The 20923-nt window shown below is 71.1% G+C and carries 21 protein-coding genes; 14 read left to right on the top strand and 7 right to left on the bottom strand.

The window, feature by feature from the left end; all coding sequences use genetic code 11:
• Positions 1-39: 39 nt before the first annotated feature.
• Complete coding sequence (metG, locus tag JI742_RS12775; RefSeq protein WP_201827452.1) at positions 40-2127, bottom strand: methionine--tRNA ligase; 2088 nt, start codon at positions 2125-2127, stop codon at positions 40-42.
• 167 nt (positions 2128-2294) lie between these two features.
• Here metG and apbC point away from each other — a divergent pair, with 167 nt between their 5' ends.
• From apbC to JI742_RS12715, 12 genes are all read left to right on the top strand, one after another.
• Positions 2295-3386, top strand: coding sequence for an iron-sulfur cluster carrier protein ApbC (apbC, locus tag JI742_RS12770; RefSeq protein ID WP_201827450.1), 1092 nt, complete (start codon positions 2295-2297; stop codon positions 3384-3386).
• Entirely contained in the window at positions 3386-3883 is a 498-nt protein-coding gene (locus tag JI742_RS12765) for a DUF3305 domain-containing protein (RefSeq protein WP_201827447.1), read from the top strand. Before apbC ends, JI742_RS12765 begins: the two co-directional genes overlap by 1 nt.
• A 6-nt stretch (positions 3884-3889) precedes the next feature.
• Positions 3890-4663: a DUF3306 domain-containing protein gene (locus tag JI742_RS12760; protein ID WP_201827445.1), complete on the top strand. Its 774-nt coding sequence runs from the start codon at positions 3890-3892 to the stop codon at positions 4661-4663.
• A complete protein-coding gene (locus tag JI742_RS12755) occupies positions 4660-6927 on the top strand; it encodes a 4Fe-4S binding protein (RefSeq protein WP_201827443.1) in 2268 nt (755 codons plus the stop codon). Before JI742_RS12760 ends, JI742_RS12755 begins: the two co-directional genes overlap by 4 nt.
• A gap of 65 nt (positions 6928-6992) precedes the next feature.
• A complete protein-coding gene (locus JI742_RS12750) occupies positions 6993-7628 on the top strand; it encodes a TorD/DmsD family molecular chaperone (RefSeq protein ID WP_201827441.1) in 636 nt (211 codons plus the stop codon).
• A gap of 221 nt (positions 7629-7849) precedes the next feature.
• A complete protein-coding gene (locus tag JI742_RS12745) occupies positions 7850-8068 on the top strand; it encodes a formate dehydrogenase (RefSeq protein ID WP_201827439.1) in 219 nt (72 codons plus the stop codon).
• Positions 8069-8156: 88 nt separating this feature from the next.
• Complete coding sequence (locus tag JI742_RS12740) at positions 8157-11141, top strand: formate dehydrogenase subunit alpha (RefSeq protein WP_201827437.1); 2985 nt, start codon at positions 8157-8159, stop codon at positions 11139-11141.
• A 12-nt stretch (positions 11142-11153) separates the two neighbouring features.
• Complete coding sequence (fdh3B, locus tag JI742_RS12735; protein ID WP_201827435.1) at positions 11154-11774, top strand: formate dehydrogenase FDH3 subunit beta; 621 nt, start codon at positions 11154-11156, stop codon at positions 11772-11774.
• Positions 11771-12004: a hypothetical protein gene (locus tag JI742_RS12730; protein WP_201827433.1), complete on the top strand. Its 234-nt coding sequence runs from the start codon at positions 11771-11773 to the stop codon at positions 12002-12004. Before fdh3B ends, JI742_RS12730 begins: the two co-directional genes overlap by 4 nt.
• A 58-nt stretch (positions 12005-12062) precedes the next feature.
• The gene (locus JI742_RS12725; protein ID WP_201827431.1) at positions 12063-13196 is read left to right on the top strand and encodes a formate dehydrogenase subunit gamma; all 1134 of its coding nucleotides are present in this window, start codon (positions 12063-12065) and stop codon (positions 13194-13196) included.
• 34 nt (positions 13197-13230) lie between these two features.
• Positions 13231-13551: a hypothetical protein gene (locus JI742_RS12720; protein WP_201827429.1), complete on the top strand. Its 321-nt coding sequence runs from the start codon at positions 13231-13233 to the stop codon at positions 13549-13551.
• Positions 13552-13623: 72 nt separating this feature from the next.
• Complete coding sequence (locus JI742_RS12715; RefSeq protein ID WP_201827427.1) at positions 13624-14502, top strand: formate dehydrogenase accessory sulfurtransferase FdhD; 879 nt, start codon at positions 13624-13626, stop codon at positions 14500-14502.
• 22 nt (positions 14503-14524) lie between these two features.
• Here JI742_RS12715 and JI742_RS12710 read toward each other — a convergent pair whose 3' ends face one another.
• Positions 14525-15289 carry a ParA family protein gene (locus JI742_RS12710; protein ID WP_201827425.1) on the bottom strand — a complete coding sequence of 255 codons (765 nt, stop codon included), beginning with the start codon at positions 15287-15289 and terminating at the stop codon, positions 14525-14527.
• A 137-nt stretch (positions 15290-15426) separates the two neighbouring features.
• Here JI742_RS12710 and dcd point away from each other — a divergent pair, with 137 nt between their 5' ends.
• Positions 15427-15993 (top strand): dCTP deaminase, encoded by a 567-nt coding sequence (dcd, locus tag JI742_RS12705; protein WP_201827423.1) that lies wholly within the window; start codon positions 15427-15429, stop codon positions 15991-15993.
• Between the two features lie 32 nt (positions 15994-16025).
• On the opposite strand, the gene dinB is transcribed toward dcd, so the two are convergent.
• The 5 genes from dinB to JI742_RS12680 all read right to left on the bottom strand — a co-directional run bounded on the left by dinB (position 16026) and on the right by JI742_RS12680 (position 19824).
• The gene (dinB, locus tag JI742_RS12700; protein ID WP_201827421.1) at positions 16026-17192 is read right to left on the bottom strand and encodes a DNA polymerase IV; all 1167 of its coding nucleotides are present in this window, start codon (positions 17190-17192) and stop codon (positions 16026-16028) included.
• Between the two features lie 78 nt (positions 17193-17270).
• Positions 17271-17630 carry a protein tyrosine phosphatase family protein gene (locus JI742_RS12695; RefSeq protein ID WP_201827419.1) on the bottom strand — a complete coding sequence of 120 codons (360 nt, stop codon included), beginning with the start codon at positions 17628-17630 and terminating at the stop codon, positions 17271-17273.
• Between the two features lie 64 nt (positions 17631-17694).
• The gene (locus tag JI742_RS12690) at positions 17695-18156 is read right to left on the bottom strand and encodes a GatB/YqeY domain-containing protein (protein WP_201827417.1); all 462 of its coding nucleotides are present in this window, start codon (positions 18154-18156) and stop codon (positions 17695-17697) included.
• A gap of 93 nt (positions 18157-18249) precedes the next feature.
• Positions 18250-18462 carry a 30S ribosomal protein S21 gene (gene rpsU, locus JI742_RS12685; RefSeq protein WP_182664174.1) on the bottom strand — a complete coding sequence of 71 codons (213 nt, stop codon included), beginning with the start codon at positions 18460-18462 and terminating at the stop codon, positions 18250-18252.
• Positions 18463-18612: 150 nt separating this feature from the next.
• On the bottom strand, positions 18613-19824 hold the full coding sequence (locus tag JI742_RS12680) for a BaiN/RdsA family NAD(P)/FAD-dependent oxidoreductase (RefSeq protein ID WP_201827415.1): 1212 nt from the start codon (positions 19822-19824) through the stop codon (positions 18613-18615).
• Between the two features lie 50 nt (positions 19825-19874).
• On the opposite strand from JI742_RS12680, the gene JI742_RS12675 reads away from it, so the two are divergent.
• The gene (locus JI742_RS12675) at positions 19875-20855 is read left to right on the top strand and encodes a GGDEF domain-containing protein (protein WP_201827413.1); all 981 of its coding nucleotides are present in this window, start codon (positions 19875-19877) and stop codon (positions 20853-20855) included.
• Positions 20856-20923 lie beyond the last annotated feature (68 nt).

Raw genomic sequence — 20923 nt, 5'->3', positions numbered from 1 at the left:
CCTGAAGGCCGCGCCCCGGCCCCGCGGGATCGGCCCGGTTCAATGGATGCGCAGGCCCGGCGTGGCCCCGCTGTCGGGCGCGAGCAGGTGGATGCCGGGGCGGGCCTTCTCGTCGGCATGGCTGGCGGCCAGCACCATGCCTTCGCTCAGGCCGAACTTCATCTGCCGCGGCGCGAGGTTGGCCACCATCACCGTCAGGCGGCCGACCAGGTCTTCGGGCTTGTGCACGCTGGCGATGCCGCTGAAGACATTGCGGGTGCGGCCCTCGCCCACGTCCAGCGTGAGCTGGAGCAGCTTCTTGCTGCCGGCCACGGCCTGCGCGTCGACGATCTTCGCGATGCGCAGGTCGATCTTGGCGAAGTCCTCGATCGTGATGGTTTCGGCGATGGCCTCGCCGCCGGGGCGGTTGGGGTCGTCGGCCCCCGGCGCGGGGGCAGCGGCCGGCGTCGGCTCGGCGGCGGCCGGCGGGGCTTCGAACAGGGCGTCGAGCAGCTTGGGATCGACGCGCTGCATCAGGTGGCTGTAGCTGCCGATGCGGTGGCCGGCGAGCGACTGCCCGGCCTGCGCCCACTGCAGCGGCCCGACCTGCAGGAAGGCCTCGACCTGCGCGGCCAGGGCCGGCAGCACCGGTTTCAGGTAGAGGCTCAGCAGGCGGAAAGCCTCGATGCAGGTCGAGCAGACGGCATGCAGGCGCGCGTCCTGGCCGTCCTGCTTGGCCAGCTCCCAGGGCTTGTTGGCATCGACATAGGCATTCACGCGGTCGGCGAGCAGCATGACCTCGCGCAGGGCCTTGCCGGTGTCGCGGCCGTCATAGAGGCGGGCCAGCTCGGGCGCGGCCTCGCGCAGGGCGGCCACCACCGCAGCGCCTTCCGCGTCAAGGGTGTCGGCAAGGCGGCCGTCGAAGCGCTTGACCAGGAAGCCCGCCGCCCGGCTCGCGATGTTGATGTACTTGCCGACCAGGTCGCTGTTGACGCGGGCGACGAAGTCCTCGCGGTTGAAGTCCACGTCTTCCACCCGGCCGCTGAGCTTGGCGGCCAGGTAGTAGCGCAGCCACTCGGGGTTCAGGCCGAGCTTCAGGTACTTGAGCGGGTCCAGGCCGGTGCCGCGGCTCTTGCTCATCTTCTCGCCGTTGTTGACGGTGAGGAAGCCGTGCACATGCACCGCGTCGGGCACCTTGCGGCCGCTGAACTTCAGCATCGCCGGCCAGAACAGGGTGTGGAAGGTGACGATGTCCTTGCCGATGAAGTGCACCTGCTCCAGCCCGGGCTGGGCGAGGTAGCTGTCCAGGTCGCGGCCCAGGCTCGCCAGATGAGCCTGCAGCGAGGCCAAGTAGCCCACCGGGGCATCAAGCCAGACATAAAAGTACTTGCCCGGCGCATCGGGAATCTCGATGCCGAAATAGGGCGCGTCGCGGCTGATGTCCCAGTCGCCCAGGCCGACCTTGCCGTCCTCGTCGCGCTTGAACCATTCCTTGACCTTGTTGGCCACTTCGGGCTGCAGGCGGCCGTCCTGGGTCCAGCTTTCGAGGAAGGCGACGCAGCGCGGGTCGGACAGCCTGAAGAAGAAGTGCTCGCTGCTGCGCAGCACCGGCGTCGCGCCCGACAGGGCGGAGTAGGGCTTCTTCAGATCGGTGGGCGCATAGACGGCGCCGCAGGCCTCGCAGTTGTCGCCGTACTGGTCGGCCGCGCCGCATTTGGGGCACTCGCCCTTGATGAAGCGGTCGGGCAGGAACATGCCCTTCTCGGGGTCGAAGAACTGCTCGATCGTGCGGGTCTCGATCAGGCCGTTCTCGCGCAGCGCGCGGTAGATGGACTGGGCCAGCGCGTGGTTTTCCGGCGCGTCGGTGCTGTGCCAGTGGTCGAAGGCGATGTGGAAGCCGTCGAGGTAGGGCTTGCGGCCGGCGGCGATGTTGGCCACGAAGGCCTGCGGCGTCAGGCCGGCCTTCTCGGCGGCGATCATGATCGGCGCGCCATGCGCGTCGTCGGCGCAGACGAAGTGCACCTCATGGCCCTGCATGCGCTGGAAGCGCACCCAGATGTCGGCCTGGATGTACTCCATGATGTGGCCGATGTGGAAATGCCCGTTGGCATAGGGCAGGGCGGTGGTGACGAAGAGCTGGCGGGGCATGGTGTGCGGGCGTCCGGGAGGGCGCCGGCCGGGGCTGCGGGCAAGCCCGCAAGTTTAGGCGGCGGGCGGTGGCCGCCTCGCGCCCTGCGGGGGCTCGGGCCCGCGGGTCGCAGGCTAGACTCGGTGCCCCTGCTTCGGCACGCCTGTTCCTAGCCTGATTGCCCGCCATGTCGCTCACCGATGCCGCCGTCCTCGCGGCGCTCCAGACCGTCTCCGACCCCAACACCGGCAAGGACTTCGTCAGCACCCGCACGGTCAAGAACCTGAAGGTCGACGGCGGAGACATCGCCTTCGACGTCGAGCTGGGCTACCCGGCCAAGAGCCAGATTCCCCCGCTGCGCAAGGCCCTGATCGCCGCGGTGCGCACGCTGCCGGGCGTGGAGAACGTCAGCGTGAACCTGAGCAGCCGCATCACCGCGCATGCCGTGCAGCGCGGCGTGCAGTTGCTGCCGGGGGTGAAGAACATCGTTGCCGTGGCCTCGGGCAAGGGCGGCGTGGGCAAGAGCACGACGGCCGTCAACCTGGCCCTGGCCCTGGCCGCCGAGGGCGCCCGTGTGGGCCTGCTGGATGCCGACATCTACGGCCCCAGCCTGCCGATGATGATGGGCCTGACGGCGCGGCCCGAGTCGGCCGACGGCAAGACCATGGAGCCGTTGGAGAGCCACGGCCTGCAGCTCATGTCGATCGGCTTCCTGGTCGAGGCCGACAACCCCATGGTGTGGCGCGGCCCCATGGCCACCCAGGCCCTGGAGCAGATGCTGCGCCAGACCAACTGGCAGGACCTGGACTACCTGATCGTCGACATGCCGCCCGGCACCGGCGACATCCAGCTCACGCTCAGCCAGCGCGTGCCGGTGACGGGCGCGGTCATCGTCACCACGCCGCAGGACATCGCCCTGCTTGACGCCCGCAAGGGCCTGAAGATGTTCGAGAAGGTCGGCGTGCCCATCCTCGGCGTCGTCGAGAACATGGCCGTCTACTGCTGCCCGAACTGCGGCCACAGCGAGGCCATCTTCGGCGCCGATGGCGGCAAGCACATGGCCGCCGAATACGGTGTGGCCCACCTCGGCAGCCTGCCGCTGAACCGCAGCATCCGCGAACAGGCCGATGCCGGCCGGCCGACGCTGATCAGCGAGCCCGATGGCGAGATCGCCGCGCTCTATAAGGGCGTGGCCCGCCAAGTGGCGGTGAAGATTGCCGAGAAGTCCAAGGACTACTCGACCAAGTTCCCGACCATCTCCGTCAGCAAGACGAGCTGATGGACGCGCCGGCCGCCCGCGAGCGCCCGGCGATCGAGGTCGCCGTGGTCATGGCGCGCGAGGCCGCGCCCAACCGCTGGGAGGACTGGCGCTTCCGCATCGACGAGGTGCTGGCCATGCAGCCGGCCTTCGGCACCGCGGCCCGTTGCCTGCACGACGATGGCAAGGTCGCGCGCTTCCTGCACCCGGGGCTGCGCATCGAGCTTTTCCCCGATGAGGCCGAGGGCTATCACCTCAATCTCAGCAGCGGCACGCCGGTGGTCTTCGTGATGTGGCGGATCGACGAGGATGATCCCTCGCGGGCTTGGCCCGAGGCGGTGAGCCTGTCCTACCACGTGGCCGGGCGCTGGCTGGATGCGCAGGAGCGGGTCGACAACTGCCCGCTGCCGCCCGACTGGCGCGACGCCTTGCAGGCCTACACCGAGGTCCATCACCAGCCCGAGCCGCGCAAGCGCCGCCGGCCGCAGTCCTTCCTGCCGCCCGAGGCGCGCGGCTGAGCGGCCATGGGCGCTGATGCCGAGGACGGCTTCTTCGCACGCTGGTCGCGCCGCAAGGGCCAGGCCCGCGGGCCGGCCGACACGCTGCCGGCCGAGCCGCCCCCTGCTGCCGGGCCTACCGCCGGGCCGCCCGCCGCCCTGGCGGCCGAGCCGCCCCGCCATGCCGCGCCGCACCGCACCGAGCCACCGCCCGGGGTCGTGCCGCCCCCCGCGGCCGAGCCCCCCCCGCCGACGCTGGACGATGCCGCCCGCCTGCGGCCCGGCGAAGCGGTCGAGCGCTTCGTGCGGCCGGGCGTGGATGAGGCGGTCAAGCGCGCCGCGCTGAAGACGCTCTTCGCCGATCCGCACTTCAATGTGATGGACGGGCTCGACATCTACATCGACGACTACGGCAAGCCCGACCCCATCCCGCCGGCCATGCTGCGGCAGTTGCAGCAGGGCGAAGCCCTGGGCCTGTTCCGCGAGGAGCGCGAGGCCGAAGCCCGCGCCGCGGCCCAGGCTGCCCGCAGCGCGGCCGGGCAGCCGCCCGAGCCGGACGTCGATGCCGTAGCCGAGATGGAAGCCGAGCCGGTAGCCGATGTGGGAGCCGATGCGCGAGCCGGGTCGGAAGCCGAGCCCGAGCCCGAACCCGCCGACGCCAGGCCGGACACCGGGCCTGAACCCGCCCGCGCCCGCGCCGCCCCCGCCCCCGGGCCGAACCCGCTGGTCACCCCGCAGCCGCCATGCGAGGCTGCGCCGCCCCCGACGACCCCGCTGCCCCTGCCGCCCGCCCTGCCATGAAGACCCTGGTCTGTTCCTGCAACGACACCCTGCCGATCGACCCGCCGGCCCTGCGCGAGGCCCTGCGCCTTGCCGCCGGCGAGGACGCGGCCGAGGGCCTGTCGGCCGGCCACCGCCTGCTCTGCCGCCGCGAGGCCGGCGCCTTCCAGCAGGCGGCCCAGGGCCAGGACGCGCTGCTGGTCGCCTGCACCCAGGAGGCCCGCCTCTTCAGCGAGCTGCATGCGCAGACCGAGGGCGCGCCGCCGCTGGTCGAGCGGCCGATCCGCTTTCTTAACCTGCGCGAGACGGCCGGCTGGTCGGCCGAGGCGCGCGAGCGGCCGGCCGCCCTGCCGCCCAAGCTGGCCGCGCTGATTGCCGAGGCCCAGCGGCCCGATCCGCCGCCGGTCGCCCAGGTCAGCTACCGCTCGGCCGGCCGCTGCCTGGTGATCGGCGCCCCGGCCGACCTGGCCGGCGTGCTGCCCCTGCTGGGCGATGCGCTGGACCTGACGCTTTTCCTGGACGGCCCGGCCGCGCCGCTGCCGCAGGACCGCCTGGTGCCGGTGCTCGGTGGCCGCATCGAGGCCCTGCAGGGCTGGCTCGGCGCCTTCACCTTGCGCTGGCGCGACGAGGCGCCGATCGACCTGGACCTCTGCACCCGCTGCAATGCCTGCGTCTCGGCCTGCCCCGAGGGCGCGATCGGCCTGGACTACCGCATCGACATGACGCGCTGCGACCGCCAGCGCGCCTGCCTGAGCGCCTGCGGCGTGGCCGGCGCGATCGATTTCGAGCGCGAGGCCGCGCCGCGCGAGCAGGGCTTCGACCTGGTGCTGGACCTCGGCGCCCGGTCCCTGCTGGACCTGCATCAGCCGCCCCAGGGCTACCACCATGTGCCCCTGCGCGCCGCCGACGGCGCAGCCCGGCTGAGCGCGGCCGTGGTCGCGCTGCGGTCGGCGGTCGGCGTGTTCGACAAGCCCAAGTTCTTCGACTACCGCGTCAAGCTCTGCGCGCACAGCCGCAACGAGCGCGAGGGCTGCCGGGCCTGCATCGACGTCTGCTCGGCCCAGGCCATCCAGAGCCGCGCGACGGTCGAGGGGCCGGACCGTGGCGGCATCCGGGTCGAGCCGCATCTCTGCGTGGGCTGCGGCGCCTGCACGACGGTCTGCCCGAGCGGTGCGCTGTCCTACCGCTACCCCGGCCCGGACGAGCTGGGCGGCCGCATGCGCACGCTGATCGGCGGCTACCTGAAGGCTGGCGGCGAGGCCGCGGCTGGCCGGCCGCTGCTGCTGCTGCACAGCCAGCAGGGCGGGCGGCAGGCGATCGAGGCCCTGGGCCGCGCGGCCCAGGCCGGGCCGCAGGCCTTCGGCGGCCCGGCCCCCTCGCCACGGCCCGGCGCCACCGCGCGCCGCCGCGGCCTGCCGCTGGCGGTGCTGCCGCTGGCGCTGTGGCACAGCGCCTCGGTCGGGCTGGAGCTGTGGCTCTCGGCCCTGGCCTGGGGCGCGCGCGGCGTGGTGGTGCTGCTCAGCGGCGAGGAGGCGCCGGACTACCGCCGCGCCCTGGCCGCCCAGGCCGCGCTGGGCCAGGCCCTGCTGCAGGGCCTGGGCTGGTCCGGCACGCCGCTGCGGCTGATCGACCTGGCCGGCGCCGAGGCGCCCGAGGCCGAGCTGGAAGCCGGCCTGCATGCCGCCCTGGCCGAGGGCCTGCGCCCGGCGCTGGCGCCTGCCGTCTTCGCGGCCGGCAGCGACAAGCGCGCCCAGCTTGAGCTGGTGCTCGACCATCTGCTGGCGCATGCGCCGCAGGCCGCCGCGCTGCCGGCGGCGCTGCCCCTGCCCTCGGTGCCGGGCTCGGCCTCGCCCTGGGGCGCTGTGGCGATCGACACCGGCCGCTGCACGCTCTGCATGGCCTGCGTCGGTGCCTGCCCGGCCTCGGCCCTGGTCGACAACCCCGAGCGGCCCGAGCTGCGATTCATCGAGAAGAACTGCGTGCAGTGCGGCCTGTGCGTCGGCACCTGCCCCGAGCAGGCCCTGGCCCTGCAGCCGCGCCTGCTGCTGGCCGAGGCCGGCCGCGCGCGCCGCGAGCCGCGCGTGCTGCATGCCCAGGAGCCCTTCCGCTGCGTGCGTTGCAGCAAGCCCTTCGGCACGCTCAAGGCCATCGAGAACATGGTCGCCAAGCTGGCCGGCCATGCCGCCTTCCAGGGCGCCGCGGCCGAGCGGCTGAAGATGTGCGGCGACTGCCGGGTGGTCGATCTCTACAGCGACCCGCGCGAAGTCCGCATCACCGACCTCTGAGCCCCCCGGTGCGCGCGCCGCGCCGATCTGCCTGCCCCGACGACCGCCTGCCTGCCGAGCCGCCGATGAATCCTGCCGAGCTGCGTGCCCTGTCCTTTGCCTCCGCCGACCAGGCCGAGGAGATCGCCCGTGCCGAGATCTACGGCCTGCTGGCCCGGCTCTTCCTGGCGCCGCCGGATGCCGCCCTGCTGGCTGCCTTCGCGGTGGTGGTGACCGAGGCGCCCGAGCCCGGCGCCTTCCTGGAGGCGCCCTGGCAGGACCTGGTGTCCGCCCTGCGGGCCGGCAGCCCCGAAGCGGCTGCGGCGGAGTACGAGGCGCTCTTCCTCGGCGTCGGCCGGCCGGAGATCTTTCTGTACGCCAGCCACCATCTCAGCGGCTTCCTCAACGAGAAGCCGCTCGTGCAACTGCGCAGCGACCTGGCCGCCCTCGGCCTGCAGGGCGACCGCGAGCGCGGCGAGACCGAGGACCATGTCAGCGCGGCCTTCGAGGTGATGCGCTACCTGATCGCCGGCGACGATGCCGCGGTGTGCAACCTGGAGCAGCAGCGGCGCTTCTTCCGTGCCCATGTGCAGTCCTGGGTCGAGCGGCTGTGCGATGTCTTGCAGGCGCATCCGCGTGCGCGGCTCTATGCCGCGCTGGCGGCCTACACGCGGGCCTTCGTGCAGGTCGAGACCCAGGGCTTCGACCTGCTCGAAGCCTGAGCCTGGGCCCGGTATGCGGCGCGCACGCGGGGCCCCAACGCGGTCGTCACTTTTTCTGCATCGCGAGCCTTGTCGACCCTTGCAAGTCTTCATTCCCGAGCAAAGCACTTTACGGGCTTATCCCGGCAGACCAAGGGCAGGGCCGGGGACCACAATAGTCCGAAGATATGAATCGCGATGCATGGCCTGAAGGCCCACGCGTCCTGCACGAGGAGACCATCATGTCCAAGGCCGAAGCTTCGAAGGAAGTCCTGTCCCGCCGCCGCCTGTTCGCAGGCGCCGGCACCGTCGGTGCCCTGGCGGCCGTCGCTGCTGTGCTGCCGCGTCAAGAGGCTGTACCAGTCGAGGCACCGAAAGCCGAGGCCGCGCCGGCCGAAGGCACGCCGGGCTACCGCGCCAGCGCGCACGTGCTGCGCTACTACCAGACCGCCCGCGTCTGAAGCTCCGGCCGGGCGGTCGCGCCCGGCCGACCGAGAGCCTGCCATCCCCCGCAAGGCCCGCTGCGGCCGCTGCCACGAGGAGTTCCCCATGTTGCTCACGCGCCGTTCGTCCTCGGTCGATGCGACCGCGATGCCGTCGATGCTCGCCAGCTTGCAGCGCGGTGTCGCCCGCGCCCTGCCCACCGTCGACCGCCGCGGCTTCCTGCGTCGCTCCGGCCTCGGTCTCGGGGCCGGCCTGGCCCTGCCGCAGCTCACGATGATCCGCAAGGCCGAAGCCGCCGACGGTGCGAAGGCCGCGGCGGCGGACGGTGCCCGCAAGATCGAGGTCAAGCGCACCGTCTGCGGCCACTGCTCGGTGGGTTGCGCGGTGGATGCCGTGGTCGAGAACGGCGTCTGGGTCCGGCAGGAGCCGGTCTTCGATTCGCCGATCAACCTCGGCGCGCACTGCGCCAAGGGTGCGGCCCTGCGCGAGCATGGCCATGGCGAGTTCCGCCTGAAGTACCCGATGAAGCTGGTCGACGGCAAGTACCAGCGCATCAGTTGGGACCAGGCCTACGAGGAGATCAGCGAGCGCCTGCTGGCCATCAAGAAGGAGAGCGGCCCGGACGCGCTCTTCGTCGTCGGCTCCAGCAAGCACAACAACGAGCAGGCCTATCTGCTGCGCAAGTGGATCAGCTTCTGGGGCAGCAACAACACCGACCACCAGGCGCGCATCTGCCACTCCACCACGGTCGCGGGTGTCGCCAACACCTGGGGCTACGGGGCGATGACCAACTCCTACAACGACATGCAGAACGCCAAGGCGGCGATCTACATCGGCAGCAATGCGGCGGAGGCGCACCCCGTCTCGATGCTGCACATGCTGCATGCCAAGGAGAAGGGCTGCAAGATGATCGTCGTCGACCCGCGCTTCACGCGGACGGCGGCCAAGGCCGATGAGTACGTGCGGATCCGCTCGGGGTCCGACATCCCCTTCCTCTTCGGCGTGATGTGGCACATCTTCAAGAACGGCTGGGAGGACCAGAAGTACCTCGCCGACCGTGTCTACGGCATGGAGAAGGTGCGCGAGGAAGTGCTCGCCAATTGGACGCCGGACAAGGTGCAGGAAGCCTGCGGCGTCGATGAGGCCACCACTTTCAAGGTGGCCAAGATCCTGGCCGAGAACCGGCCCGGCACCATCGTGTGGTGCATGGGCCAGACGCAGCACACCATTGGCAATGCCATCGTGCGCGCCTCCTGCCTGCTTCAGCTTGCGCTGGGCAATGTGGGCGTGAGCGGGGGCGGCACCAACATCTTCCGCGGCCACGACAACGTGCAGGGCGCGACCGACGTTGGTCCCAACCCCGACAGCCTGCCCGGCTACTACGGCCTGGCCGAGGGCTCGTGGAAGCACTACGCCAAGGTCTGGGGCGTGGACTTCGACTGGATCAAGGCCCAGTACGCGCCGGGCATGATGAGCAAGTCCGGCATGACGGTCTCGCGCTGGGTCGACGGCGTGCTGGAGAAGAACGAGCTGATCGACCAGGACAGCAATCTGCGCGCGCTGTTCTTCTGGGGCCATGCGCCCAACTCGCAGACCCGCGGCCTGGAGATGAAGCGGGCCATGGACAAGCTGGACCTGCTGGTCGTCGTCGACCCCTTCCCCAGCGCCACCGCCGCGATGGCGGCCATGCCCGGCAAGCCCGAGGACCAGAACCCCAAGCGCGCCGTCTACCTGCTGCCGACCACCACGCAGTTCGAGACCAGCGGCTCCTGCACCGCGTCGAACCGCTCGATCCAGTGGCGCGAGAAGGTCATCGACCCGCTGTGGGAGAGCCGCACCGACCACATGATCATGAGCCAGCTTGCCGACAAGCTCGGCTTCGGCAAGGAGCTGGTCAAGAACTACACCATGGTGCAGGGCAAGGGCGGCATGGAGCCCGAGACCGAATCGATCCTGCGCGAGATCAACCGCGCCGTCTGGACCATCGGCTACACCGGCCAGAGCCCCGAGCGCCTGAAGGCCCACATGCGCAACATGCATGTCTTCGACGTGAACACGTTGCGGGCCAAGGGCGGCATCGACCAGGCCACTGGTTACAAGCTCGACGGTGACTACTTCGGCCTGCCCTGGCCCTGCTACGGCACGGCCGAGCTCAAGCATCCGGGCTCGCCCAATCTCTACGACACCTCCCGGCATGTGATGGAAGGCGGCGGCAATTTCCGCGCGAACTTCGGCGTCGAGAAGGATGGCGTGTCCTTGCTCGCAGCCGACGGCTCGCACAGCAAGGGCGCCGACCTGACCACCGGCTACCCCGAGTTCGATCACGTCCTGCTCAAGAAGCTGGGCTGGTGGGACGAACTGACCGAGGACGAGAAGAAGGCCGCCGAGGGCAAGAACTGGAAGACCGACCTGTCCGGCGGCATCCAGCGCGTCGTGATGCAGAACCACGGCTGCCATCCCTTCGGCAATGCCAAGGCGCGGGCGGTGGTCTGGAACTTCCCCGACCCCATCCCCAAGCACCGCGAGCCGCTCTACAGCAACCGGCCGGACCTCGTCGCCAAGTACCCGACGCATGACGACAAGAAGGCCTTCTGGCGCCTGCCGACGCTCTTCAAGACCGTGCAGGACGCCAACCTCGACATCGGCAAGCAGTTCCCGCTGATCATGACCAGCGGCCGGCTCGTCGAGTACGAAGGCGGTGGCGAGGAGACCCGCTCCAACCCCTACCTGGCCGAGCTTCAGCAGGACATGTTCGTCGAGCTCAACCCGCGTGCCGCCAACGACCGCGGCATCCGCAACGGCGACATGGTCTGGGTCAAGACGCCGCCCATGCAGCAGGTGCCGGGCTTCCCCGGCATCAAGGTCAAGGCGCTGGTGACCGAGCGGGTCGATGCCGAGACGGTCTTCCTGCCCTTCCACTTTTCCGGTCGTTGGGGGGGCGTCGACCTGGCGCCCTATTACCCGCAGGGCGCCATGCCCGTGGTCCGCGGCGAGGCGATCAACACCGCCACGACCTACGGCTACGACAGCGTGACGATGATGCAGGAGACCAAGACCACCCTTTGCCAGATCGAAAAGGCCTCGGCCTAAGAAGGAGCTGACATGGCCCGCATGAAGTTCATCTGCGACGCCGAGCGTTGCATCGAGTGCAACGGTTGCGTCACCGCCTGCAAGGCGGAACACGAGGTGCCCTGGGGCGTCAACCGCCGCCGCGTCGTCACCCTCAACGACGGCCTGCCCGGCGAGAAGAGCATCTCGGTCGCCTGCATGCATTGCAGCGATGCGCCCTGCATGGCGGTCTGCCCGGTCGACTGCTTCTACCGCACCGACGAAGGCGTGGTGCTGCACGACAAGGACGTCTGCATCGGCTGCGGCTACTGCAGCTACGCCTGCCCCTTCGGCGCGCCGCAGTTCCCGACCAACGGTACCTTCGGCCTGCGCGGCAAGATGGACAAGTGCACCTTCTGCGCCGGCGGCCCCGAGGCCCATGGCAGCGAGACCGAGTTCGAGAAGTACGGCAGCAACCGCCTGTCGGAAGGCAAGCTTCCCGCCTGCGCGGAGATGTGCTCGACCAAGGCCCTGCTGGGCGGCGACGGCGATGTGGTGGCGGACATCTTCCGCACCCGCGTGCTGACGCGCGGCAAGGGCAGCGAGGTCTGGGGCTGGGGCACCGCCTACGGCAAGCCGGGCGAAGGCAAGGCGCCGGCCGGAGGCCAGTCTTGATCGCCGTCCGCACGGGCCTCTTGCTGGCGCTGGCGGCCGGGCTGGCTGCATGTGGCGAGCCCCCGCAGGAACTGGCTGCGGGCCAGAAGCGGGCCGACCGTCCCGCCTGGCAGTCCGAGGCCTCGCCCTTCGCCGCCCCGGGCTGGCAGGGCAAGGACCAGGCGAGCTGGGAGCAGCAGATCCGCAGCCGCAACCAGGGCCAGAACGAATACGCCCGCGTCTCGAAATGAGCGGCCGGCCCGCCTTGCGCGGGCCGTGCCCCGACTTCCTCCGCCCCGAGGTCGAACCATGAGTCTTTCCGCCACCTGCCGCACCCTTCTGGCCGGCTGCATGCTGGCCCTGGCCGGGCTGAGCGCCCAGGCCCAGGCCCAGGCCCAGCCGGACGCCGCTACAGCGCAGCCCGGCGCAGCCGCCGAGCCGCGTGCCGACGAGAGCAATGCCGAGCGCGCCAAGAGCCAGCCTGGCAACAATGCGCCCTTCTGGCGTGCGGTGCGCGAGTCCGGCCATGACGCCGGCTTCACCACCCTGCCCGGGGCCGAGCAGGGCGTGCTGGTTCAGCCCTTCGTGCAGTACCCCGGCTCGCGCTGGACGACGGCCGGCGAGGCCTGGCGCCAGGTCCGCAATCAGTGGATCGTGCCCTACGGCGGCGCGCTGCTGCTGATCGTCGTGCTGGCCCTGGGCCTGTTCTACAAGGCCAAGGGCACGATGAAGCTGCATGCGCCCGAAACCGGCCGCCGCATCGAGCGCTTCACCCACTTCGAGCGGGCCGCGCACTGGAGCAATGCCATCACCTTCGTGCTGCTGGCGGTCTCGGGCGTGGTCATGGCCTTCGGCAAGTTCCTGCTGCTGCCGCTGATCGGCCCGACCCTGTTCGGCTGGCTGGCCTATGCGCTGAAGAATGTGCACAACTTCGCCGGACCGGTGTTCGCGGTGTCGCTGCTGGTGGTCTTCTTCACCTTCGTGCGCGACAACATGCCGAGCAAGGACGACTGGCTCTGGATCGTTCGCGGTGGCGGCCTGTTCAGCGGCGCCCATGTGCCTTCACACCGCTTCAATGCGGGCGAGAAGATCGTCTTCTGGGGCGGCGTCTTCGGCCTGGGCCTGATCGTCGTGGCCTCGGGCCTCGTGCTCGACAAGCTGGTGCCCGGCCTGGGCGAGACGCGCGGCGAGATGCAGATCGCGCACATGGTCCATGCCGTGGCCACGGTGCTGATGATGGCCATGTTCCTCGGTCACATCTACATGGGCACGGTGGGCATGCAGGGCGCCTACCAGGCCATGCGCAGCGGCTATGTCGACGAGGCCTGGGCGCGCGAACACCATGCCCTGTGGGCCGAGGACATCCAGGCCGGCCGCATCCCCGCGCAGCGCAGCCCGCAGCCGGCGGCCGATGCGTCCGCCGCCCTGGGCCGCCCGGCCTGAGCCCCGACGAGACCCGCTCCCGCAGGAAGACGCCATGAAGCTTCACACCCTCTGCCAGGCCGCCGCCCTGGGCGCGCTGGCCCTGAGCCTGGCCGCCCCGGTCGCGGCCAAGCTGCCGCCGCCCAGCCCCGAGGCCAAGGCCAAGGCCGACGAAACCAAGGCCAAGACGGCCCATGGCGACAAGGTCGGCGCCTACAAGCTCTGCCTGTCCATGGAGCGCACGGCAGCGCACTACTACACGACCGCCAAGACGGCGGGCAAGGAAACCCGCCCGCCGGTGGCCACCCCGCCCTGCGCCGATCCCGGCCCCTTCGTCTACACGCCGCCCGAGGCTGCGTCCGCGCCCAAGCCCTGAACCCGGATGGCGTGCGGGCCGCCGGTGCGCCCGCTGGCATCATGGCCGGCGACCCATTCCTTCCGCGACCCGATGCCGCTGCCCCGACTGACCCAGGCCCAGGCGCCCCTGACACAGGCCATCGAAGTGCTCGACGAGCACGGTGAGCATCGCAGCACCTCCATCCCGGCCGAGCGACCGCTCACCGTCTTCGTCGACAAGCGCGAGCTGCTCACCCTGATGACACTCGGCGCCGCGCCCGAGCTGCTGGTGCTGGGCTACCTGCGCAACCAGCGCCTGCTGGAGCGGCTGGACGACATCGAATCCATCACCGTCGATTGGGAGGTCAATGCCGCCGCGGTCCGCACCGTGTCGGGCCTGCCCGACCTGGAGGCACGCACCGCGCAGAAGGTGGTCACCACCGGCTGCGGCCAGGGCACGGTCTTCGGCGGCCTGATGGACGAGATCGACCGCATCGAGCTGCCGCCGCCGGCCGAGGCCCGCATCAGCCAGCGCGGCCTCTATGCCCTGCTGGAGGCCATGCGGCTGCAAGAGAGCACCTACAAGTCTTCCGGCTCGGTGCATGGCTGCGCCCTGTTCGCGCTCGGCAAGGGCGCCGATGGCGTGCAGACCGCCGAGTTGCTGCACTTCGTCGAGGACGTCGGCCGCCACAATGCCATCGACACCATCGCTGGCTGGATGTGGATGCAGGGCCTGGACAGCCGCGGCAAGGTCTTCTACACGACCGGCCGGCTGACCAGCGAGATGGTCATCAAGGCCGCGCAGATGGGCGTGCCCATCGTCGTCTCGCGCTCGGGCATCACGCAGATGGGCCATGCCCTGGCCGGCCAGCTCGGCATGGCCCTGTTCGGCCGGGCCGTGAACCGGCACTTCCTCTGCTACAGCGGCTTCGAGCGCTTCGACGCCGAGCCCGCCGCCGCGCTGGAACGCCGGCCGCTGCCGGCGGATTGAGCGCCGCAGCCTGACGCTGCGCTCAGGCCAGTTGGGCGTGCAGGGCCACCAGGGCCTGCGTCAAGGCATGGCGCGGCTCCAGGTGGATCATGGGTTGCGCGAGCTGGTGCGATTCGCGCACCTTCACCGAGCTGCCCAGATAGGGTTGCAGCACCGGCAGGCCCTCCTCGATCAGCTCCTGCACCAGCCGCAGCGGCAGCTTGGCACGCGGCTGGAACTGGTTGACCACGATGCCCTTCACCTTCAGCTCGGGGTTGTGGTCGGCGCGGATTTCCTCGACGTTGGCCAGCAGGGTGTAGAGCGCCTGGCGCGAGAAATCGTCGCAGTCGAAGGGGATCAGGCAGCCGCCGGCGCCCATCAGGGCCGAGCGTGTGTAGAAGTTCAACGCGGGTGGCGTGTCGATGTAGATGCGGTCGTAGTCGGCAGCCAGGGCCTGCAGGGCCTCGCGCAGCTTGTAGATCTTGTGGCGCGACTCCAGCTTGGTCTGCAATTCGTCGAGCCGCGGGCTGGCCACCATCACGTCCAGGCCGGGGAAGGGCGAGGGGGTGACGAAGTCGCCGGCCGGCAGCGGGCGGAAGCTGAAGCTCAGCGTCTGCTCGAAGAAGTCGGCCACGCCGCGCGCGGCGGCCGCGGCCTCGCGGCCCAGCAGGTAGGCGCTGGAATTGGCCTGCTGGTCCAGGTCGATCACCAGGGTCTTCAGGCTCTCGTGCGCGCTGATGGCCGCGAGGTTGCAGGTGATGGTGGACTTGCCGACCCCGCCTTTCTGGTTGAACACGACGATGGGCATGGCGGCTTCCTGCGCAGGGGGTGGGGCACGGCGAGAGCGCCGCACCGCCATTTTGCGGCAATGCAGCAAAAGTGGAACGGCGGCCCGGCGGACGCGAGCCGCTTCCTAGAATCCGCGCTTCACGACGAGGACTCCCGATGAGCATCAAGAGCGACCGCTGGATCCGCCGCATGGCCGAGCAGCACGGCCTGATCGAACCCTTCGAGCCGAAGCAGGTGCGCGAGGTCGAGGGCCGCCGGGTCATCAGCTACGGGACCAGCAGCTACGGCTACGACATCCGCTGCGCACCGGAATTCAAGGTCTTCACCAACATCCACAGCACCGTGGTCGACCCGAAGAATTTCGACGAGAAGAGCTTCGTCGACTTCCACGGCGACCACTGCATCATCCCGCCCAACAGCTTCGCGCTGGCGCGCACGGTCGAGTACTTCCGCATCCCGCGCAATGTGCTGACCATCTGCCTGGGCAAGAGCACCTATGCGCGCTGCGGAATCATCGTCAACGTGACCCCCTTCGAGCCCGAGTGGGAAGGCTATGTGACCCTGGAGTTCAGCAACACCACGCCCCTGCCGGCCAAGATCTACGCGGGCGAGGGCTGCGCCCAGGTGTTGTTCTTCGAGAGCGACGAGGTCTGCGAGACCAGCTATGCCGACCGTGGCGGCAAGTACCAGGGCCAGGTCGGGGTGACCTTGCCCAAGGCCTGAGTCCAGGCCTGAACTCGGGCTGAGCGACCGCTTCAGTCGGTAAACAGCTCGGCCGTCTGCGGCCCCGCAGGCGGGCGGCGGCGGATCGGGGCGGTCTCCGGCGCGTCGGCGGCCCGCAGGCTGCTGGCCCGCACGCCCAGCAGGCGCAGCGGCTGGTCCAGCGGCATGCGTTTCAGGCCCAGGCCGGCGGCGCGGCGCAGGGTGGCGGCTTCGTCGCTCGGGGTGTCCAGGGTCTGCTCGCGGCTGAGGGTGCGGAAGTCCGCATCGCGCAGCTTCACGCCGACGCGGCCGGCGCGCAGGCCGCGCTTGCGCAGGTCCTCGGCCAGGCGCTCGCACAGGCGGGTGAAGACGGCGCCAAGCTCGGCCCGGTCGCTGCGCGGATGCAGGTTGCGCTCGAAGGTCGTCTCGCGGCTCAGGCTCTTGGGCTCGCGGTGGGTCACGACCGGCCGCTCGTCGCGGCCCTGCGCGGCCTCATGCAGCCAGGCGCCGTAGCGCGGGCCGAAATGCACGATCAGCCAGGCCGGATCGGCCGCGGCCAGTTCGCCCAGGGTCTGCATGCCCAGGGCCGACAGCTTCTCCGCCGCCCGCGGGCCGATGCCGTTGAGCTTGCGCGCCGGCAGCGGCCAGATGCGGGTCGCCAGGTCCTCGGGGCCGAGCACGGTGAGGCCGCCGGGCTTGTCGAGTTCGGAGCCCAGCTTGGCCAGCAGCTTGTTCGGCGCCACCGCGATCGAGCAGCTCAAGCCGGTCGCGGCCCGGACGGCTGCCTGAAGCGCGGCGGCGCAGGCCCGGCCGCCGTCCTCGGCCACGCCGGGCAGGGCGCTGAGGTCGAGGTAGATCTCGTCGATGCCGCGGTCCTCGATCGTCGGCGCGATCGTCGCCGCCGCTGCCTTGAAGGCGCGCGACGCGGCCTTGTAGGCCTCGAAATCCGGCGGCAGCCGCAGGGCCTGCGGTGCGAGCCGCGCTGCCTGCATCAGCGGCATGCCGCTGTGCACGCCGAAGGCGCGGGCCGGGTAGGTGGCGGTGGTGACGACGCCGCGGCCGCGGTAGCGCCCCAGCGGCTCGGGGGCCGGCGGGCCTTCGCCGCCGGCCGGGCGGCTGCCGCCGATGACCAGGGGCAGGCCGGCCAGCTCGGGCCGGCTCAGCAGCTCGACGGACGCGAAGAAGGCGTCCATGTCGAGGTGGGCGATGCGGCGCGACATGGTCGGCCGCTCAGCCTGCGAAGCGGGCGGGGCATCCGGCGGGCCATGCGGGCCCGGCCGGATCCGTCCGCCGGCCGCTCAGCGCGGCGTGAACTCGCTGGCCAGCGCGCACAGCCGGGCGCTGCGCGCGCCACTGCGGCAAAAGGCCAGGATGGGCTTGGGCATACTGGCCAGCAGCTCGGCCATCGCACGGGCCTGCTCGGGGGTCTGCATGCTGCCGAGCACCGGCAGGTGGGCGTATTGCAGGCCGGCGGCCTCGGCAGCGGCCTGCACGGACTCGCTGCTCGGCTGGCCCGGTCCGCCTTCGCCGTCCGGCCGGTTGTTGATCACGCTGCGGAAGCCGGAGGCGGCGACCGCAGCCATCGCCTCGGGGCCCAGTTGCGGCGCGAAGGCGAGGTCGGCGTTGGCACGCTGGAGGGGCAGGTCGGAGGGGCTCATGGACGGACGTTGTCAGGTTTGCATGACACAACTGTAGCGGCTTGCCGCCAGCGGGGGCCGGGCTTCAGCGGCTGAGACGCGACTTGACCGCCGCGGACACCTGCGCCATCTCGGCGATGCCGGCCAGCGCGGCCTTGGCGCTGCCCATCAGCTTGCCCATGTCGGCGGCGGCCAGCGCACGGCCTAGCTCGGCGGCCAGGGCATTGCCCAGCGCGTCGACACGGGCCTGCACCTCGGCGGCGTCCAGGCGTTGCGGCAGGTAGGCGGTCAGCACGGTGATCTCGGCCTGTTCCTTGTCGGCCAGGTCCTGGCGGCCGGCGGCGCTGTACTGGCTCACCGAGTCCTTGCGCTGCTTGATCAGCTTGTCGACCACGGCGATGACGGCGGCGTCGTCCAGCGTGATGCGCTCGTCGACTTCCTTCTGCTTCAAGGCAGCCAGCAACAGGCGGATGGTGCCCAGGCGCTCGGCATCCTTGGCGCGCATCGCGGTCTTCATGTCCTCGGTGATGCGGTCTTTCAGGCTCATGTCGGGTCTCCAGAAACGACGAAGCCCGCAACGGCGTCCCGTGGCGGGCTTGGGTGCGGCAGCCGGTTCAGGCCACCCACGCCGGGGCGACGATCAGTACAGGCGCTTGGGCAGCTGCTGGCTGCGGACCCGCTTGTAGTGGCGCTTCACGGCGGCGGCCTTCTTGCGCTTGCGCTCGGCGGTCGGCTTCTCGTAGAACTCGCGTGCGCGCAGGTCGGTCAGCAGGCCGAGCTTCTCGATGGTGCGCTTGAAACGGCGCAGGGCGACATCGAAAGGCTCGTTTTCCTTGAGGCGGATGGTGGTCATGAACGGGTGGATCCAGTGGGTGCGACCGGTGTCGACGAACGGGCAGTTTCCGGACAAGCCCGGGACGTCGATCGAGACGCTGTTGCCGGCAAAGAGCGCGAGTATAGGCGAGTCCGCCGGCTGCGCCAGCACCCGCGGCCGGGCTGCCGCTCAGCCCCCGTCGGCCCGCAGGCCCATCGCGCAGGCCTGGGCGCTAGCCCAGGCCCACTGGAAGTTGTAGCCGCCCAGCCAGCCGGTGACATCGGCCACCTCGCCGATGAAGTGCAGGCCGGGCACGCGGCGGCTCTCCATCGTCTGCGAGCTCAGCTCGCGGGTGTCGACCCCGCCCATCGTCACCTCGGCCTTGCGGTAGCCCTCGGTGCCGCTGGGCAGCAGTTGCCAGCGCTGCAAGCGGTCGGCCAGGCCGCTCAGCGTGGCGTCGCGCTGCTCGGGCAGGGTGCGCCGGGCCAGCTCGCCCAGCGGCGCGCAGACCTTCTCGGCCAGCCGCGCCGGCAGCCAGGTCAGCAGTTCGTTGCCGAGCTGCTTGCGCGAGCGCTGCTTGGCCTCGCGCAGCGCGGCGGCCAGGTCGATGCCGGGCAGCAGGTCCAGCTCCAGCATCTGGCCGGGCCGCCAGTGGCTGGAGATCTGCAGCACCGCCGGCCCGCTGAGGCCGCGGTGGGTGAACAGCAGGTCCTCCAGGAACTCGCCGCGCGCCGGCTTGCTGCCGGTGGCCACCCGCACCGGCAGGGCCAGGCCGGCCAGGTCGGCGAAGGGCGCCCAGTCGGCTGCGGCAAAGGTCAGCGGCACCAGGCCGGGCCGCGGCTCGACGATGCGGTGGCCGAACTGCCGCGCGATGCGGTGGCCCCAGTCGCTGGCGCCGATCTTCGGGATGGACAGGCCGCCGCTGGCAACCACCAACTGCCGCGCCTGCACCAGGCCGCGCGAGGTGTCGAGCTCGAAGCCGCCCGCCGCCGTCTGCCGCACCGCCTCGACGCGGCAGGGCTGCCAGCGCCGCACGCCGCCGGCCTCGCACTCGCGCAGCAGCATCTGGATGATGGACTCGCTGCTGTCGTCGCAGAAGAGCTGGCCCTTGTGCTTCTCATGCCAGGCAATGCGGTGGCGCTGCACCAGGGCGATGAACTGGGCCGGCGTGTAGCGCGCCAGGGCCGAGCGGCAGAAGGCCGGGTTCTCGGACAGGAAGTGCGCCGGGCCGGCATCGCGGTTGGTGAAGTTGCAGCGCCCGCCGCCGGAGATGCGGATCTTCTCGGCCACCTTCTCCGCATGGTCGATCAGCAGCACCGAAAGCCCGCGCTGCCCCGCCACGCCTGCACAGAACAGGCCGGCCGCGCCGGCGCCCACGATGACGACATCAGCACGGTCCATCAAGCCATTATCGACACGCTGGCTTCTCCCCGGCGGCCTAGCATCGGCCGATGCGGCAAGCTGATCCCCCTTCGCCCGGCCTGGCCTGGCCCCTGCTCGAAACCCTGGCCGATGCGCTGGGCGCCGTGCTGCTGCGCAAGGATGCGCAGGGCCGCTACCTGAGCCTGAATGCCGCGGGCGCCCGCGCCCTGGGCCTGGACGATGCCGCGGCGGCCTGGGGCCGCGACGATGCCGCCCTGCTGCCCGCCGACCGGGCCGAACGCCTGGCCCGGGCCGAGCAAGGCGCCGCGCCCGGCATGCCCACCCATCCCCTCCTGATCGACCTGGGGCCGCCGGGTGCGCCGGCGACTTACCTCAGTGCCCGGCTGCGGCTCGACCCGCCGGCGGCCGATGGCACCGCCCTGGTCGGCCTGTGGCTGGATGCCCGCGGGCAGCAGCGGGCCGAGCAGGCCCTGCGCCAGACCCTGGCCCAGTTCGAGGCCCTGCAGCAGGCCCACGAGCAGCTCAGCCGCGCCGTCCAGCCCCGCGCCCTGGCCGAGGAGCCGGTGCCCGGCCTGCATCCGCCCGCCCAGTTCGACGCCAATCTGCGCCGCGAGGCCGACCTGTCCCAGCGCGAGCACCGCGAATTCGCCCTCGTCCTGATCGAGCCCGATGCCCTGCCGCCCGAGGGTCCGCCCGCCGCCGAGCGCCGCGGCCTGGTCGAGGCCCTGGGCCGCCTGCTGCGCGACAGCACCCGGGCGATGGACACGCCCTGCCGGCTCGACGGCGAGCGCCATGCCCTGCTGATGTCGGGCTGCGGCCTGGCCGCGGCGCACAAGCGCATGGAGGGCCTGCGCCGCGCCTGCGCCAGCCAGATCGTGGTGGCGGGCGATCAGGCCCTGCATTTCAGCGTGTCGATCGGGATTGCCGTTTTCCCGATCAGCGCAACGTCCACCCAGGCGCTGCTCGATGCAGCCCGGACGGCGCTGCAAGCCGCCCAGGCCCAGGGCGGCAACCAGGTCGTGCTGGCCAGCATCCCCTTCGCTGGCTGAAGCGCGCCGGGCGCTGCCCGGGCCGCCTCGCAGCGGCATGGGCGGGCCGGGCCGCTTCGCTCACGGCG

This window comes from Piscinibacter lacus (assembly GCF_016735685.1).
Lineage (GTDB): Bacteria > Pseudomonadota > Gammaproteobacteria > Burkholderiales > Burkholderiaceae_C > Aquariibacter > Aquariibacter lacus.
The sequence above is the reverse complement of the archived record's forward strand: the minus strand, read 5'-3'. Positions and strand labels throughout refer to the sequence as shown.